Source organism: Leisingera sp. JC11 (assembly GCF_040704725.1).
In the GTDB taxonomy this organism is placed as follows: Bacteria; Pseudomonadota; Alphaproteobacteria; order Rhodobacterales; family Rhodobacteraceae; genus Leisingera.
In genome coordinates, this window is sequence record NZ_JBFCVS010000022.1 from 1 (window position 1) to 15,066 (window position 15,066).

17 protein-coding genes are annotated in these 15,066 nt (G+C 60.1%); 14 read left to right on the forward strand and 3 right to left on the reverse strand.

Annotated elements, in window-relative coordinates; translation table 11 throughout:
• Nucleotides 1–88: 88 nt before the first annotated feature.
• Nucleotides 89–721: an HD domain-containing protein gene (locus AB1A62_RS18645; protein WP_366662985.1), complete on the forward strand. Its 633-nt coding sequence runs from the start codon at nucleotides 89–91 to the stop codon at nucleotides 719–721.
• Nucleotides 722–954: 233 nt separating this feature from the next.
• The gene (locus AB1A62_RS18650) at nucleotides 955–2,577 is read left to right on the forward strand and encodes a BCCT family transporter (protein ID WP_366662986.1); all 1,623 of its coding nucleotides are present in this window, start codon (nucleotides 955–957) and stop codon (nucleotides 2,575–2,577) included.
• A gap of 100 nt (nucleotides 2,578–2,677) precedes the next feature.
• Here AB1A62_RS18650 and AB1A62_RS18655 read toward each other — a convergent pair whose 3' ends face one another.
• The 3 genes from AB1A62_RS18655 to AB1A62_RS18665 all read right to left on the reverse strand — a co-directional run bounded on the left by AB1A62_RS18655 (nucleotide 2,678) and on the right by AB1A62_RS18665 (nucleotide 4,565).
• On the reverse strand, nucleotides 2,678–3,739 hold the full coding sequence (locus tag AB1A62_RS18655) for a YeeE/YedE family protein (RefSeq protein ID WP_366662987.1): 1,062 nt from the start codon (nucleotides 3,737–3,739) through the stop codon (nucleotides 2,678–2,680).
• A gap of 42 nt (nucleotides 3,740–3,781) precedes the next feature.
• Nucleotides 3,782–4,090 carry a metalloregulator ArsR/SmtB family transcription factor gene (locus AB1A62_RS18660; protein ID WP_366663045.1) on the reverse strand — a complete coding sequence of 103 codons (309 nt, stop codon included), beginning with the start codon at nucleotides 4,088–4,090 and terminating at the stop codon, nucleotides 3,782–3,784.
• A gap of 100 nt (nucleotides 4,091–4,190) precedes the next feature.
• Nucleotides 4,191–4,565: a hypothetical protein gene (locus AB1A62_RS18665; RefSeq protein WP_366662988.1), complete on the reverse strand. Its 375-nt coding sequence runs from the start codon at nucleotides 4,563–4,565 to the stop codon at nucleotides 4,191–4,193.
• 80 nt (nucleotides 4,566–4,645) lie between these two features.
• On the opposite strand from AB1A62_RS18665, the gene AB1A62_RS18670 reads away from it, so the two are divergent.
• From AB1A62_RS18670 to AB1A62_RS18725, 12 genes are all read left to right on the forward strand, one after another.
• Nucleotides 4,646–5,386, forward strand: a complete 741-nt coding sequence (locus AB1A62_RS18670; protein WP_366662989.1) for a cytochrome c biogenesis protein CcdA — start codon at nucleotides 4,646–4,648, stop codon at nucleotides 5,384–5,386.
• Nucleotides 5,387–5,400: 14 nt separating this feature from the next.
• Nucleotides 5,401–5,979, forward strand: coding sequence for a thioredoxin family protein (locus tag AB1A62_RS18675; RefSeq protein WP_366662990.1), 579 nt, complete (start codon nucleotides 5,401–5,403; stop codon nucleotides 5,977–5,979).
• Nucleotides 5,980–6,110: 131 nt separating this feature from the next.
• Nucleotides 6,111–6,587: a sulfur oxidation c-type cytochrome SoxX gene (gene soxX / locus AB1A62_RS18680; RefSeq protein ID WP_366662991.1), complete on the forward strand. Its 477-nt coding sequence runs from the start codon at nucleotides 6,111–6,113 to the stop codon at nucleotides 6,585–6,587.
• Nucleotides 6,588–6,633: 46 nt separating this feature from the next.
• The gene (soxY, locus tag AB1A62_RS18685; RefSeq protein WP_366662992.1) at nucleotides 6,634–7,050 is read left to right on the forward strand and encodes a thiosulfate oxidation carrier protein SoxY; all 417 of its coding nucleotides are present in this window, start codon (nucleotides 6,634–6,636) and stop codon (nucleotides 7,048–7,050) included.
• 34 nt (nucleotides 7,051–7,084) lie between these two features.
• Nucleotides 7,085–7,414: a thiosulfate oxidation carrier complex protein SoxZ gene (soxZ, locus tag AB1A62_RS18690; RefSeq protein WP_366662993.1), complete on the forward strand. Its 330-nt coding sequence runs from the start codon at nucleotides 7,085–7,087 to the stop codon at nucleotides 7,412–7,414.
• 71 nt (nucleotides 7,415–7,485) lie between these two features.
• The gene (gene soxA / locus AB1A62_RS18695; protein ID WP_366662994.1) at nucleotides 7,486–8,331 is read left to right on the forward strand and encodes a sulfur oxidation c-type cytochrome SoxA; all 846 of its coding nucleotides are present in this window, start codon (nucleotides 7,486–7,488) and stop codon (nucleotides 8,329–8,331) included.
• An 89-nt stretch (nucleotides 8,332–8,420) separates the two neighbouring features.
• Nucleotides 8,421–10,118 carry a thiosulfohydrolase SoxB gene (soxB, locus tag AB1A62_RS18700; RefSeq protein ID WP_366662995.1) on the forward strand — a complete coding sequence of 566 codons (1,698 nt, stop codon included), beginning with the start codon at nucleotides 8,421–8,423 and terminating at the stop codon, nucleotides 10,116–10,118.
• A gap of 69 nt (nucleotides 10,119–10,187) precedes the next feature.
• Nucleotides 10,188–11,459, forward strand: coding sequence for a sulfite dehydrogenase (soxC, locus tag AB1A62_RS18705; protein WP_366662996.1), 1,272 nt, complete (start codon nucleotides 10,188–10,190; stop codon nucleotides 11,457–11,459).
• Nucleotides 11,443–12,495, forward strand: coding sequence for a c-type cytochrome (locus AB1A62_RS18710; RefSeq protein ID WP_366662997.1), 1,053 nt, complete (start codon nucleotides 11,443–11,445; stop codon nucleotides 12,493–12,495). The genes soxC and AB1A62_RS18710 overlap by 17 nt, the downstream gene beginning before the upstream one ends.
• Nucleotides 12,496–12,515: 20 nt before the next feature.
• Complete coding sequence (locus AB1A62_RS18715) at nucleotides 12,516–13,205, forward strand: c-type cytochrome (protein ID WP_366663046.1); 690 nt, start codon at nucleotides 12,516–12,518, stop codon at nucleotides 13,203–13,205.
• A gap of 24 nt (nucleotides 13,206–13,229) precedes the next feature.
• The gene (locus tag AB1A62_RS18720; protein ID WP_366662998.1) at nucleotides 13,230–14,492 is read left to right on the forward strand and encodes an NAD(P)/FAD-dependent oxidoreductase; all 1,263 of its coding nucleotides are present in this window, start codon (nucleotides 13,230–13,232) and stop codon (nucleotides 14,490–14,492) included.
• A gap of 75 nt (nucleotides 14,493–14,567) precedes the next feature.
• Nucleotides 14,568–15,002, forward strand: a complete 435-nt coding sequence (locus AB1A62_RS18725; RefSeq protein ID WP_366662999.1) for a DUF302 domain-containing protein — start codon at nucleotides 14,568–14,570, stop codon at nucleotides 15,000–15,002.
• The last annotated feature ends 64 nt before the right edge of the window (nucleotides 15,003–15,066 follow it).

A 15,066-nucleotide genomic window follows, 5' to 3' on the forward strand; every position in this document is an offset into this window, starting at 1 on the left:
GCCGGAACGTCCGGGAATGGTTTGCGGCCCGCAATCAGTTCGCCATAATGTTCGGCGAGCGCTTCGACGCTTGAGTATTTGAAACCGCATGGGCCGGGCCAAATACACAGACTTCAGGACACTCCCCAAATGGACCAACTTCGAGAATGCGAGCAAAGAGGATTTCCTTGCTGTCATGGATTACGAGGACGCCTACAACGCGGCTCTCATTGACCGGCTTCTCGATGCGATCCGTTCACTGGATGAGGACTGGACCCCGTACCCGGTAAACCGCTACCAGCACTGCCTGCAGGCCGCGACACGCGCCCACAATGACGGCGCGGATGAAGAGATCGTGGTTGCGGCGCTGATCCATGACGTCGGCGACATCCTTGCGCCCTACAATCACGGCGAGCTCGCCGCGGCGATCCTGAAGCCCTACGTCAGCGAAAAGTGCCACTGGATCACCAAGCACCACTGCGTGTTCCAGGGCTACTATTACAACCACCACCTTGGCGGCGACCGCAACGCCCGCGACAAGTACCGCGACAGCCCCTATTGGGAGGACTGCCGGCATTTCTGTCATGAATACGATCAGAAGGCGTTCGACCCGGACTACCCGACCAAGCCGCTGGAGTTTTTTGAACCGATCCTGAGGCGCGTTCTGACGAAGCAGGAAGGCCATCTGGAACTGCTGGAGACAGCAGACGAGAAAGTGCCCGCAGAAGGCGCGCAGGGCTAAATCAGTCCCCAACTGAAAAGAAGCCGGACCGGCTGGCATCAGGCGGCGCCGGCTTCTCTTTTTCATTGCCACCGGCCGCGTGCCTCGTGCAGCGGCCGATCAATACCGCGCATCCCAAGGGGATCGGCGGGCGAGCCCCATGGCTCATTCTTACGGAGGAAAAAGTGTCCCAATCAAATCCCAACAACGGCCGGGTATCCAGGAGCGGCTTCTTTGCCGGCCTGCATCCCGGAATGGGCATGGCCGCGAAGGGCATGATTGCCGCGTTCGTGATTTTCACGATCATGAACGTGGAATTTGCCGGCGGCGTCTACGGCGCGGTCCGCGGCTGGATCGAAGGTGCCCTGAGCTGGTACTACATTTCGACAATCACCGTCATCATGTTCGTCTGCTTCTTCCTGATGTTCTCCAAGTGGGGAAGCATCAAATTGGGCGACGACGACAGCACCCCGGAATTCAGCAACTTCTCCTGGTTCGCGATGCTGTTCTCGGCCGGTGTCGGCATCGGCATCCTCTTTTTCGGCGTGGCGGAACCGGTCTTCTACTTCGACAACTCCGGTGCATTCGGTTACCCGAACAACCCCCATGCGGACCTTCAAGGCCACATGGAGATGGACATGCAGCGCGCAGTTGCGGCGATGCGTGTCACCTATTTCCACTGGGGCTTTCATGGCTGGGCGGTTTACGTGATCGTCGGCCTGTGCCTCGCCTACTTCGGGTTCCGCAAGAAGCTTCCGCTGACGCTCCGCTCTGCCCTGCACCCCCTCATCGGCGACAAGATTTATGGCCCTGCCGGCCACGCCGTCGACCTTCTGGCGGTATTCGGCACCGTGTTCGGCGTCGCGACATCGCTGGGCCTGGGCGTCAATCAGATGGCGACGGGGCTGAAGGTGCTCTTCGGGGTGGACTCCGGCCTGCCGACGCAGCTGGTCCTGATCGGTGTGATCTCTGTTGTTGCGACCGCCTCTGCCGTCTCCGGGGTCGGCAAGGGGATCCGCATCATTTCCGAGTGGAATATCTGGCTGTCGATCATTCTGCTGGCCTGCTTCATGATTTTCGGCCCCTTCGAGTGGCTCATGAGCTTCTTTGTCACTTCAATTGGCGACTATCTGTGGAACGTCATTCCGATGGGGTTCTGGACAGCCAATGAGGCAGGAAACTCCGCATGGCAGGGGGGCTGGACCATCTTCTACTGGGGCTGGTGGCTCAGCTGGGCACCGTTCGTCGGCATGTTCATCGCGCGCATCAGCCGCGGCCGTACCATCCGGCAATTCATGGTCGGCGTGATGTTCGTGCCCACCACAATTACCTTCCTCTGGCTGTGCATGTTCGGCGGCAACGCAATCTGGCAAGAACTGAACGCTGTTGGCGGACCCGCTGCAGCGGGCGGTGCAGGCATCATCGACACTGTGCGCGCTTGGGACTTGCCGGATGCCCTGTATGGAACCATTGCCAATCTCACCGCCAATTCCCAGATTGGTGACATGGCCTGGATCGGATGGCCGCTATCGGCACTGGCAACCTTCCTGCTGGCCTCCTGGTTTATCACCTCTTCAGACTCCGGAACCTTGGTCATCACCACCATTCTGTCGATGGGGGATGATCACCCGCCGAAGAAATTCCGCATTATCTGGGGCATGGGGCAGGGCCTGGTTGCCGCGGTGCTGCTGCTGGCCGGCGGGCTGAGCGCTTTGCAAACCGCGTCTATTGCCGCGGCGTTCCCGATATCCTTTGTCCTGATCGCAATGACGTGGGGGTTGTGCAAGTCCCTGGCCATGGACCCCTCGGCCGTGAAGGCTCCGGCTGGGGAGTATGCAAAGGACGGCACGCATATCGCGCAGGAATTGCACGCATAACACAACCTTCTGGCCCCGCAGGTGCCCTTCGGGGCCGGAAGTCCCGCAATCCGGAAACGCCCAAGGCCCGGCGAAAACACTGCAGCATCAAATTCGGAATTCAACGTCCCGCAGCAAACGGCAAACCTGTGACGAGCTGCCTAAGCCCGAGCGCTGCCCCGGCAAATACCGCTGCGAAAGTGACAGGGGCGCTGTAGGCCAGAAGGGAGAAGGCGGAAATGCCCTGTCCGACGCTGCATCCAACTGCGATTATGGCTCCAGGCCCCATTATTGCGGCCCCTAGCATCTGCCGCTTGAGCTCGCGCGGGTCCTCGCAGGCTTCCCAGCGGAAGTGGCCTTTGGACCAAGAGCCCAGGAAGGCACCGATGAGCACGCCGGAGACAGACCCGACTGCAAATGAAAGCGAGGTTCCCGATGCAGTCATGAGGTAGAGTATCGTGTCTCCCAAAGGTGCGGCGAAGGTGTGGGTCTGCACCGTTTCGCCGTCGAATCCATGCGTGACGACCCAATAGGTTCCGACCCAACCGGACACGATTGCCAATCCCACTGCACTTCCCCAGATCACATGGGACGGGCTGCGGAGAAACCGGCGGTTTGCCATTGCGAAAACTGTCAGGGCAGCGCCGGTCAGCGAGCCGGCTATTTCCGCTGGAACAGAAGTCAGCCGTTCGACAAGAAAGCTGATGCTCTGAGTTTCGCTGAGATCCATTTCCACCGGGAAAATCCAGATCCGCAGATATGCGAGGGGGCCCGACATCACGACATAGGCAGAAAGACCCATAATCAAAACGATGACAAACGACCGCAAATCACCGCCGCCAAGCCGCGCCAGCGCTCCGTAGCCGCAGTTTCCGCTGATGGCCATGCCATAGCCGAACATCAGGCCTCCGGCGACCGAACCGGCCGGGTTCCATGTTTGCGCCAGGTAACGGGTCCCTGACGGGTCGAGCCACCCAAGGGCCATGGCTGCATGCGAGCCGATGATCGCGACGCCAATCGCAACGGCCCACATCCGCAGCCGCCGGTCGTCATTGCCATAGAGGCAGTCTTCGATCGCTCCCAGAGTGCAAAACCGGCCAATCCGGGCAGCCAGGCCCAGGACGACCCCGCCAAAAAGCCCAATCAGGGCCACGGAATTGGCATCTCCCAAGATTTCGAACATGGCCAGTCTCCTCCCAAAGCTGGCTGTGTTTCCAAAAGGCCCTTACTTTCCGCGGCAAAAAAGATCGTAGATGACCTCAAGGATCTGTGTCGACCGGTCATCAGCGAGACTGTAGTAGATCGTCTTTCCTTCGCGCCGCGTTTTGACGAGGCCCTCAAAGCGCAAGCGTGACAATTGCTGGGATACTGCGGCCTGCCGGGCGGAGAGCATTTCCTCCATCTGGGTGACGGATTTTTCCCCCGACGACAAATAGCACAGGATCATCAGGCGCCCCTCGTGGCTGATCGCCTTGAGGAAGTTCGATGCTGTCTGCGCATTTTCCATCATCCTGTCCAAGTCCTCGGCGCACATGTCCTTGGAGAACACTGGAAGTTTCGAAGGTTTGTCCAACAAGATCGCCTCGCTTACTTGGCTTCACGTATTCAAATCAATTTATGTGATTTGCTGCGCATTAGCCAGAGGTCTCAATCGATATTCCTCTGTCAAGCAGCAGAGCACCGAGCAGGCCCCAGAAAAAATCCTCACCCGGATAGCCTTCGATGCGGCCGACCTCCTGACCATTTTCCAGTAGGACAAAAGTCGGCGAGAAAAGGAGGGGCCTTTCCAGTGCAATATCCGCTGGGGCGGAGTGGCGGATGTCGACACGCCGCAGGGGGGCAATCTTGCCTTCGGGCGTTTTGGGGTAAGTCTCCGATATTTCCTCATCCCAGCGCGCGCACCACATGCAGCCGTCCTCTTCCGCCATCAGCAATGTCATCTCAGCCCGTGAAATCACGGGCGGAAAAACCAGCACAACAGCCAGCAGAAGGAAGAGGAAGCGTCGCATTGCAAGCTCCGATTGACGGCGGCATTACATCTTGGTTAATTTGAATATGTGAATGATATCATTCCAGGACGGTGTTGGCCATGCTCGATATTACTTTCGCAGGGGCTTTGGTCGCAGGCCTGTTGTCGTTCCTGTCTCCCTGCATATTGCCGATCGTTCCCTTCTATCTCAGCTATCTGGCTGGTGCCGGCATCGAGTGGATGTCGGCCGGCCCTGATGTTCCAGGGGCTGTGCGCCGCAGGGCAACCCTGTCGGCAGCGGCGTTTGCAGCGGGGATCATAACGGTCTTTGTGGCGCTTGGCGCAACGGCCTCGATTTTCGGGCAGTTGGTCCGGGAATATTTTGACATTTTGCGATGGGTCGCGGCGGTAATCATCATTGCGATGGGGCTGCATTTCCTGGGCGTCATTCGAGTCGGATTTCTCTATCGCCAGTTCCGCGCGGACGTCGGAGCAACCTCAGACGTCAGTTTTGCCGGTGCCTATGTTCTTGGTCTGGCTTTCGCCTTTGGCTGGACGCCGTGTGTCGGCCCGGTTCTGGCCGCGATCCTGTTCACCGCCGCAGGCACGGAAACGGCTTGGCGGGGGGCCGGGCTGCTGTTCGTCTATGGCGCTGGCATGACCGCGCCGTTTGTTCTGGCGGCGCTTCTGGTGCGCCCGTTCATGCAGTGGATGGCGCGTTTCAGAAAGCACCTGGGGCTGATCGAGAAGGCGATGGGGGGGCTGCTGATCACCTTTGGCCTGCTGATTGCAACCGGCTCCGTGAACATGATCGCGCAATGGATGCTGGACCGCATGCCGTGGCTGGCAGCAATCGGCTAGTTCGGGAGGAAGCCATGAAACGAATTCTTGCCTTCATGATAGCGTGCCTTGCCGCCGGGGCTGTTGCTGCCGCAGAGCTGGGTGATGACGGTCTCCACAAAGCGCCATGGATGCGCGACACATTCAAGGACCTCCGCGAGGATCTTGAGGAGGCTTCCAAGGACGGCAAGCGGCTGGTGCTGTTCATCGAACAGCAGGGCTGCATCTACTGCAAGAAGATGCATGAGGAAGTTTTCCTGCAGCCCGATTTGGCCGCTTACATCGAAGAGAACTTTTTTGTCGTGCAGCTGGATCTGCACGGAAGCGCAACGGCGGTCGATTTTGACGGAGACGAGAGCGAGCAAAGGTCGCTGATGCGCAAGTGGGGCATCTTGTTCACGCCAACGCTCGTTTTCCTGCCCGGAGAGGTGCCCGAGGATGCCACGGCGATCGAAGCCGCGGTCGCCGTCATGCCGAGCGCGTTTTCCAAGGCAACCACCTTGGATCTTTTCACCTGGGTCAACGAGAGGCGCTATGAGATTGAGAACGGGGAGGATTTTCAGCGCTACCATGCAAGGCGCATCCGCGAGCGCAGCAATGTTGCTCAGGACTGACCTTGCAGGGTACAAATAAAAAAATTCAAGTAAATGAATTTAATGTTGCGATAAGCCCTGTTCGTCGACTACGGTACACGAAGACTTTGGGCCGCAAGGCGCTGTCGGCGTGGCAGCAAATGGGAGGGATCATGAAGCTGAAACTCATTACTCTGGCGTGTTTAACGACAGGCGCTGCTGCCATCGCGGCGGAGACAGGTCCGAAAGAAGTCCAATATGACGAGTACGGTGCAGTTGAGGAGTCCCTTACCGGCGTCGCCGGTGATGCGGCCAACGGCGCGGTCATCGTGGGCGAAAAATCGAAAGGCAACTGTGTCGCCTGCCACGAGGTCACAGCCTTGGCGGATATCCCTTTTCATGGGGAAGTCGGACCGATGCTGGATGGTGCCGGTGACCGGTGGACCGAAGCCGAGCTTCGCGGCTTGGTGGCGAACGCGAAGATGACGTTTGAGGGAACGGTGATGCCGGCTTTCTACAAGGATGAGGGCTATATCCGTCCTGGCGACGCATATACCGGCAAAGCTCCTTCCGCGCAGCTGACTTCGATTCTGACTGCGCAGGAAATCGAAGATGTCGTCGCATTTCTTGCGACCCTGAAAGAACAGTGACCGCGCCCTCAAGCCCGGGATCCGAAGGATGCAAAGGAGATTGAAAATGGAACTTTCTCGTCGCGAGACGCTGGGCCTGGGCCTGGGCGCCGCGGTTCTTGTCTTGGCACCGTTCCGCGCCAACGCGGCTGCGGAAGACGCGATTGCCGCTTTCACGGGCGGAGCGGAAATGGCCGAAGGCGGGGTGGCATTGACAGCGCCGGAAATCGCGGAAAACGGCAACACGGTGCCGATCGAGGTGAGCGCCCCGGGGGCCGCTGCGATCCTGATCGTGGCCGCCGGCAACCCGGAGCCGGGTGTGGCAACCTTCAACTTCGGCCCGCTGGCAGCTGTTCAGGCCGCCTCCACGCGCATTCGTCTTGCTGGAACGCAGGATGTCATCGCGGTGGCCAGGATGGCTGACGGCAGCTTTGCCAGGGCCGCGGCGACCGTAAAAGTGACAATTGGCGGCTGCGGCGGCTGATTGCCCCGCCCCCTGAAACACAGGAGATCACCCAATGGCATCCGGAGTTAAACCCCGCGTCAAGGTTCCGAAATCAGCCGCTGCTGGTGAAGCGGTCACCATCAAGACCCTGATCAGCCACAAGATGGAAAGCGGTCAGCGCAAGGACAAGGAAGGCAACGTCATTCCGCGTTCGATCATCAACCGCTTCACCTGCGAGTTCAACGGCGAGCTGGTTGTCGACGTGACGCTGGAACCTGCGATTTCAACGAACCCCTATTTCCAGTTTGAGGCGACCGTGCCCGAAGCCGGGGAGTTCGTGTTCACCTGGTATGACGACGACGGGTCCGTCTACGACACCAAGAAATCTATCGAGATCGCCTGATGGTCCGGCCACTAAGGCAGATCAGCGCCCGCCTGTGACCGCTGGCGCTGGTTCACCAAGGGAGGAAAGCAATGAACAACAAGGCACTTACGGTGATCGCGGCACTTCTGGCCTATCCTGTTGCAGCGATAGCTGGGCCGGACGAAGACAACCTGGTGATCAATGAAGATCTGAACATGATCTCGGTGACCGGCGCGCCGGCGCATGCCGAAAACCTGGACACGATCTATTCCGGCTGGCATTTCCGCACTGACGAAACCCAGGCGTTGCAGACCGACGATTTTGACAATCCTGCCATGGTATTCGTCGATCAGGCGGCCGACCTGTTCGAAACCGCCGATGGCGCGGCTGGCAAGAGCTGTGCCTCCTGCCACGAAGATGTGGAAAGCTTCAAGGGGCTGCAGGCCTCCATGCCCAAGGTGGATGCCGAAAGCGGGAAGCTGGTTGTGATGGAGGACCTGATCAACAAGTGCCGGACCGGCCGCATGGAAGCGGACGCCTGGAAATGGTCCGGGGCTGAGATGCAGGGGGTGGTTGCGCTGATTGGCCTGCAATCGCGCGGAATGCCTGTGAATGTCGCGATTGACGGCGATGCCGCCCCGTACTGGGAGCAGGGCAAGGAGATGTACTATACCCGCTACGGCCAATTGGAGCTGAGCTGCGCCAACTGCCATGAAGAAAACTGGGGCAACATGATCCGGGCCGATCATCTGAGCCAGGGTATGGTCAATGGTTTCCCCACCTACCGGCTGAAACAGGCCAAGCTGATTTCGCGCCACAACCGGTTCCGCGGCTGTATCCGCGACACCCGCGCCGAAACCTTTGCCGAGGGGTCGGACGAGTTCCGGGCGCTGGAGCTGTATGTGGCATCGCGGGGCAACGGGCTGTCGGTCGAGACGCCCGCGGTTCGCCAGTAACTCTGCACCCGCGCCGGGATGCCTGGCGCGGGTAATTCACAGCAATTGCATTCACACATTTAGATGTGAAGAAACGGGAAAGCCGGAAAATGATTTCGCGACGTGACTTTCTGCAGGTTTCCATGGCGGCTTCGGCGCTGTACGGGTCGGCGGGGTTCGGAAACTGGGCCCGGCTGGCGGCACAGCAAAGCCTGACCCAGGATCAGCTGCTGGAGTTTGAGACCTTCGGCAACATAAGCCTGATCCATGTCACCGATATTCACGCGCAGCTGAAGCCGGTCTATTTCCGCGAACCTGAGGTCAATCTTGGGATCGGCGAGGCGCACGGGCAGATGCCGCATGTGACGGGCGCGGCGTTCCGCCGGGCCTATGGGATCGAGGACGGAAGCCCGTCCGCCTATGCGCTGACCCACGACGATTTCTCCTCTCTGGCGCGGGCTTATGGCCGGGTGGGGGGCATGGACCGGGTTGCGACCGTCATCAATGCCATCCGCGCGGACCGCCCCGATGCGCTGCTGCTGGACGGCGGCGACACCTGGCACGGGTCATACACCTGCTATCACACGGCGGGCCAGGACATGGTCAATGTGATGAACGCGCTGAAACCCAATGCGATGACATTCCACTGGGAGTTCACCCTGGGCAGCGGCCGGGTCAACGAGATCGTCGAAGGTCTGCCGTTTGCGGCTTTGGGGCAGAACATTTTCGATGCCGAGTGGGACGAACCCGCGGAGCTGTTCAAGCCTTACAGGTTCTTTGAGCGCGGCGGCGCCAAGATTGCCGTGATCGGCCAGGCTTTCCCTTACATGCCGATTGCCAACCCGGGCTGGATGTTCCCCGAATACTCCTTTGGGATCCGTGACGAGAACATGCAGGCCATGGTGGACGAAGTCCGCGACGCCGGGGCCGACGTGGTTGCCGTGCTGAGCCACAATGGCTTCGATGTCGACAAGAAGATGGCCGGGCGGGTGCAGGGGATTGACGTGATCCTCAGCGGCCATACCCATGACGCGCTGCCTGAGCCGGTGCTGGTCGGCAAAACGCACATCATCGCATCCGGCTCGAACGGCAAGTTCGTCAGCCGTGTGGATCTGGATGTGCGGGATGGCCGGATGATGGGCTTGAAGCACAAGCTGATCCCGGTTTTCTCGGACGTGATTGCACCTGATCCGGCGATCACGGCGCTGATTGACGAACAGCGTGCGCCTTATGAGGCAGCGCTGAGCGAAGTGATCGGAAAGACGGACACGCTGCTCTACCGCCGCGGCAATTTCAACGGCACCTGGGACGACCTGATCTGCGACGCGCTGCTGAGCGAGCGGGAAGCCGACATTGCGATGTCGCCGGGCGTGCGCTGGGGGCCTTCGATCCTGCCGGGGCAGGACATCACGCGCGAGGATGTGTGGAACGTCACCTCGATGACATATCCGAATGCCTACCGCACGGAAATGACAGGGGAATTCATCCACGTCATCCTGGAAGACGTCGGCGATAACCTGTTCAACCCCGATCCCTACTACCAGCAGGGCGGCGACATGGTTCGTGTCGGCGGGCTCGGCTACCGCATCGACGTGACCAAGCCGCAGGGGCAGCGGATCAGCGAAATGACCCTGCTGAAGACCGGTGAGGCGATTGACCCGGCAAAGAACTACGTCGTGGCCGGCTGGGCCAGCGTCAATGAGGGCACCGAAGGCCCGCCGGTCTGGGATGTCGTTGAAAACCACATCCGCAATCAGGGCACCGTGACCGTCGGGCCGAATACGTCGGTTGAGGTGATCGGCGCCTGATGCGGCGGCCGCATCCGGCCGTGCAAAACCAGAACAAGATTTGCTGCTCGCGTAACGGAGGCAAACAAAATGAGTGACAACTCCCGAGGAAAGGCGCCTTCGCGCCGCCAGTTCCTGAGCGGTGCGGCCGCCGTTGGGGTGGGGGCGGTGGGCGCCGGGGCGGCCCGCGCCGCTGGCCCGGACCCGCTGATAACCGAGGTGCAGGAGTGGGCGCGGGCAACCGGAGAGGGCGTGGACGCCACGCCGTACGGTTTGCCGATCCAGTTTGAAAAGGATGTCGTGCGGCGCAACGTCGAATGGCTGACAGCGGACACGATCAGCTCGATCAACTTCACGCCGATCCATGCGCTGGACGGAACGATTACCCCGCAGGGCTGTGCTTTTGAGCGGCACCATTCCGGTGCTATCGAGCTGAGCAAGGCGGACTACCGCCTGATGATCAACGGTCTGGTCGATACGCCGCTGATCTTCACCTACGAAGACCTTGAACGCTTCCCGCGCGAGAACCGCATCCATTTCTGCGAATGCGCAGCGAACACCGGCATGGAGTGGGCGGGCGCGCAGCTGAACGGCGCGCAGTTCACGCATGGCATGATCCACAACATGGAGTATTCCGGCGTGCCGCTGCGCACTTTGCTGGAAGAAGCCGGCGTCAAACCTGAAGGCAAGTGGGTCTATGTCGAGGGCGCTGACGCGTCTTCAAACGGGCGCTCGATCCCGTTGGAAAAGGCGCTGGATGATGTGCTGGTTGCCTTCAAAGCCAATGGAGAGGCGCTGCGCAAAGAGCACGGGTATCCTGTCCGGCTGGTTGTGCCCGGCTGGGAAGGCAATATGTGGGTCAAGTGGCTGCGCCGGGTCGAAGTGACCGGAATGGCCATTGAAAGCCGCGAAGAAACGTCCAAGTATACTGATACGCTGGAGGACGGCACATCGCGCAAGTGGACATGGGTGATGGACGCCAAATCGGTTATCACCTCGCCCAGCCCGCAGGCGCCGGTAACGCACGGCCCGGGGCCGCTGGTCATCACCGGGCTGGCCTGGTCCGGCCGGGGGTCGATTTCCGGCGTCGACGTATCGGTCGATGGCGGCAAGAACTGGACGCCCGCGCGCCTGGCAGCACCCGGCGCAGACAAGGCGCTGACCCGGTTCTACCTGGATTACAATTGGGACGGCTCGGAGATGCTTCTGCAGGCCCGCGCAAAGGATTCGACGGGATACGTCCAGCCCAGCAAGGCGCAATTGCGGGAGGCGCGCGGAGAGAACTCGATCTATCACAACAATTGCATCCAGACCTGGTGGATCAAGGAGAACGGAGAGGCGGAAAATGTCGAAGTATCATAAGCTGTTCGCTGCCTCTGTCCTGGGCTTGACCCTGGCTGTTCCGGCATATGCCGGGAACTTCGGCCTGGGGCGCCCGGCGCTGCCGGAAGAGATCGCTGCGTGGGATTTGGATGTTGCTCCGGATGGAACCGGGCTGCCCGAAGGATCCGGCGATGTGTTCGCCGGAGAAGAGGTATTTGCCGAACATTGCGCTATCTGCCATGGGGATTTTGCCGAAGGCGTCGGCAACTGGCCTAAACTGGCTGGCGGAGAAGGGACGCTTGCCGACAAGGATCCGCTAAAGACGGTCGGGTCCTACTGGCCTCATCTGTCCACGGTCTGGGACTATGTGAACCGGTCGATGCCGTTCGGAAACGCGCAGTCGCTGGAACCGGATGACGTCTATGCGATCGTAGCATACATCCTGTATTCAAATGACATCGTCGATGACGAATTCACGCTGACGCACGAGAATTTTCTCGAAGTGGACATGCCGAATGCAGAGGGGTTCATCGTGGATGACCGGGAAACTGCCGAGGCGCATTTCTGGACCGGTGAGCCGTGCATGGCGGCGTGCAAGGAAAGTGTTGAAATCACCATGCGGGCGGCGGTTCTGGACGTGACGCCCGAGGAGACCGGGACGGCAGAAACGCAGGCGTCTGTGCAGGAAGCATCTGCAGACGCCGAAGCGGCAGCGGAAGGTTCCGCGGCGGTTGCGGAAACTGCAGCACTTGATGCCGCGATGATCGAAAGCGGCGAAAAAGTCTTCAAGAAATGCAAGTCCTGTCATCAGGTCGGTGAAGGCGCCAGGCACCGTACCGGCCCGGCCTTGAATGGAATTGCCGGTGCCAATGCGGCGGCCGTCGAAGGTTTCAAGTATTCCAAAGCGATGAAAGCGGCCGCTGAAGAGGGGCTAGTCTGGACCGACGATGAGCTGGCCGCGTTCCTTGCAAAGCCGAAAGCTTATATGAAGGGCACGCGGATGTCCTTTGCCGGCCTCAGGAAACAGGACGAAATCGACGCGGTGATCGTTTACCTCAAGTCGTTCGGCAGCTGATCGTGCGGTGGCCGGGCGCACTGGTGTTTGCAGCAGCTGCCGGGGGGCTTTCCCCGGCAGCCGGTGCTGCTGAAGAACTTGGCGATGCAGAAGCCGGAAAGCTGGTGTTCGAGAAGTGCAAGGGCTGCCACCAGATTGGCACAGGCGCTGAAAGCAGGATCGGCCCGCATCTGAACGGGGTCTTCGGACGCAAGGCCGCGGGGCTGGAAGGGTTCAAATATTCCAAAAGCCTTGAGCGCGCGGGAAACTCCGGCCTGGAATGGCATGCGGACACGTTGTCGGCTTACGTCGAAAACCCGCGCGCTTTCGCGTCGGGAACCCGAATGAGCTTTCCGGGGCTGAAAGACCCGCAAGACCGGGCAAACCTGCTCGCTTACCTGCGCAAGTTCTCTGACAATCCGCGGGACATCCCGGAAGCCGACCCGACGGCCAAGGGAACGGATCACTCTGTGGATCCCGGGATTCTGGCTATTCAGGGGGACCCGGAATACGGAGCGTATCTCAGCAGCGAATGCACAACCTGCCATCAGATCGAAGGCGGCGACGAGGGCATCCCGTCTATCGTTTTCTGGCCGGATGACGACTTTGTCATTGCCATGCATGCCTACAAGGAAAAGCTGCGCCCCCATCCTGTCATGCAGATGATTGCCGGGCGCCTGAGCAACGAAGAAATCGCGGCCCTGGCCGCGTATTTCAATAACCCGGAGTAACAGTGCCCAAGGGGAGGAAAGGCGATGACACTTAACAGACGCATATTTCTTGGAACCACCGGTGCAGCGGCTGCCGGACTGTCGGCGCCGATGGTCCTGGCGCAGGGCAGGCCGAGGGTCGTGGTTGTCGGCGGCGGTGCAGGCGGTGCCACCGTTGCCCGCTATATCGCCAAGGACAGCAAAGGCGAAGTCGATGTCACGCTGATTGAACCGTCGCGGACCTATTACACCTGCTTTTTCTCGAACCTGTACCTGGGCGGATTCCGGGAGCTTTCCGACATCGCGCACAGCTACGGAACGCTGGCGGCCAGCTATGGTATCAACGTCGTCCACGATTGGGCCACGGGTGTCGATCCGGATGCCAGGACCGTGTCCTTGGCGGGGGGCGGATCCCTGCCTTACGACAAGCTGATCCTGAGCCCCGGCATCGACTTTGTTGATGGCGCGGTCGAGGGCTGGGACGTCTCTGCGCAGAACAAGATGCCGCATGCCTATAAGGCAGGTTCACAGACCGAGCTTCTGAAGGCGCAGATCATGGCGATGCCTGAAGGAGGGACCTTCGCAATGGTGGCGCCGCCGAACCCGTACCGCTGCCCGCCGGGGCCTTATGAGCGGGTTTCGATGGTGGCGCATGTTCTGAAGGCCCGCAACCCGACCGCGAAGATCATTGTCGCAGATCCCAAGCCGAAGTTTTCCAAGATGGCTTTGTTCCAGGAGGGCTGGGCGAACCACTATGAAGGAATGGTTGACTGGATCGGCGAGGAGTTCGGCGGCGGCAACGTTTCGGTGAACCCGGATGCCATGACGGTGACGATCGACGGAGAAGAAACCAAGGTTGATGTCTGCAACGTGATCCCGGCGATGAAAGCAGGCCGGATTGCGGAAATGGCCGGGGTGACGGATGGCAACTGGGCCCCCGTGAACGCTGCCGACATGTCGTCGAAGGCAAACCCGGACATCTATGTCCTTGGCGATGCGAGCCAGCAGGGCGATATGCCGAAGTCCGGGTTCTCAGCCAACAGCCAGGCGAAGGTTTGCGCAAATGCCGTTCGCGGCGCACTGACCGGGTCAAAGGTATTTCCGGCCAAGTTCTCGAACACTTGCTGGTCGCTCATCGGCACTGAAGATGGCGTTAAGGTTGGCGCGACCTATGAGGCCACTCCCGAGAAGATCGCCAAGGTGGATGGTTTCATCAGCCAGACAGGCGAAGGCGCTGATCTCAGGAAAGCGACTTACGAAGAATCGCTTGGGTGGTACGCGGGCATCACCTCGGACATGTTCGGGTAGGGAAACAGAGAGCGGCCGGTGCCATGGCCCTGCCGCTCTATGCGCGGACCGCGGGTCTGGAGGAGGAATACGATCATGAAGTACAATGTTGCGGCCGCTGCAATCTCCGGCGTTTTGGCTAGCCAGGCCTTTGCCGGAGAGATTGTCACGGTCCCCTTTGACGGCAGCTTTGATGACGCCACGTTTGCAGTTGAATCGGCAATTGTCGGCCAGGGGCTGGTCATTGACTACGTGAGCCACGTTGGCGAGATGCTGAACCGGACAGGTGCTGATGTCGGCAGCGACAAACTGATCTTCTCGGCTGCGGATATCTTTATCTTCTGTTCTGCAAAAATCTCGCGCGAAGTGATGGAAGCGGATCCGATGAACATCGGTTACTGCCCTTACGGGGTTTTTGTCGCCGAGGATGAAAGCGGTGTTCAGGTCGGCTACCGGAGCTATCCGGACGGGCCGCTGGAAAAAGTCGAAGCGCTGCTGTCGGAAATCGTCGAAGAGGCCGTTGGCAACTGAAGGGAGGCGCGGCCAGCCGGCTGAATACGCGGAGCGGCTGGATTTCTTTTGAACGGGCGCCCTG

What these genes read in the sequence shown, in the direction of transcription:
- soxX (WP_366662991.1), top strand. Translation starts at nt 6,111, where the DNA reads ATGAAGCTGAAACTCATTACTCTGGCGTGTTTAACGACAGGCGCTGCT.
- AB1A62_RS18710 (WP_366662997.1), top strand. Translation starts at nt 11,443, where the DNA reads ATGTCGAAGTATCATAAGCTGTTCGCTGCCTCTGTCCTGGGCTTGACC.
- AB1A62_RS18645 (WP_366662985.1), top strand. Translation starts at nt 89, where the DNA reads ATGGGCCGGGCCAAATACACAGACTTCAGGACACTCCCCAAATGGACC.
- AB1A62_RS18675 (WP_366662990.1), top strand. Translation starts at nt 5,401, where the DNA reads ATGAAACGAATTCTTGCCTTCATGATAGCGTGCCTTGCCGCCGGGGCT.
- AB1A62_RS18720 (WP_366662998.1), top strand. Translation starts at nt 13,230, where the DNA reads ATGACACTTAACAGACGCATATTTCTTGGAACCACCGGTGCAGCGGCT.
- AB1A62_RS18650 (WP_366662986.1), top strand. Translation starts at nt 955, where the DNA reads ATGGGCATGGCCGCGAAGGGCATGATTGCCGCGTTCGTGATTTTCACG.
- AB1A62_RS18670 (WP_366662989.1), top strand. Translation starts at nt 4,646, where the DNA reads ATGCTCGATATTACTTTCGCAGGGGCTTTGGTCGCAGGCCTGTTGTCG.
- soxZ (WP_366662993.1), top strand. Translation starts at nt 7,085, where the DNA reads ATGGCATCCGGAGTTAAACCCCGCGTCAAGGTTCCGAAATCAGCCGCT.
- AB1A62_RS18665 (WP_366662988.1), bottom strand. Translation starts at nt 4,565, where the DNA reads ATGCGACGCTTCCTCTTCCTTCTGCTGGCTGTTGTGCTGGTTTTTCCG.
- soxB (WP_366662995.1), top strand. Translation starts at nt 8,421, where the DNA reads ATGATTTCGCGACGTGACTTTCTGCAGGTTTCCATGGCGGCTTCGGCG.
- AB1A62_RS18725 (WP_366662999.1), top strand. Translation starts at nt 14,568, where the DNA reads ATGAAGTACAATGTTGCGGCCGCTGCAATCTCCGGCGTTTTGGCTAGC.
- AB1A62_RS18655 (WP_366662987.1), bottom strand. Translation starts at nt 3,739, where the DNA reads ATGTTCGAAATCTTGGGAGATGCCAATTCCGTGGCCCTGATTGGGCTT.
- soxA (WP_366662994.1), top strand. Translation starts at nt 7,486, where the DNA reads ATGAACAACAAGGCACTTACGGTGATCGCGGCACTTCTGGCCTATCCT.
- soxC (WP_366662996.1), top strand. Translation starts at nt 10,188, where the DNA reads ATGAGTGACAACTCCCGAGGAAAGGCGCCTTCGCGCCGCCAGTTCCTG.
- soxY (WP_366662992.1), top strand. Translation starts at nt 6,634, where the DNA reads ATGGAACTTTCTCGTCGCGAGACGCTGGGCCTGGGCCTGGGCGCCGCG.
- AB1A62_RS18660 (WP_366663045.1), bottom strand. Translation starts at nt 4,090, where the DNA reads ATGTGCGCCGAGGACTTGGACAGGATGATGGAAAATGCGCAGACAGCA.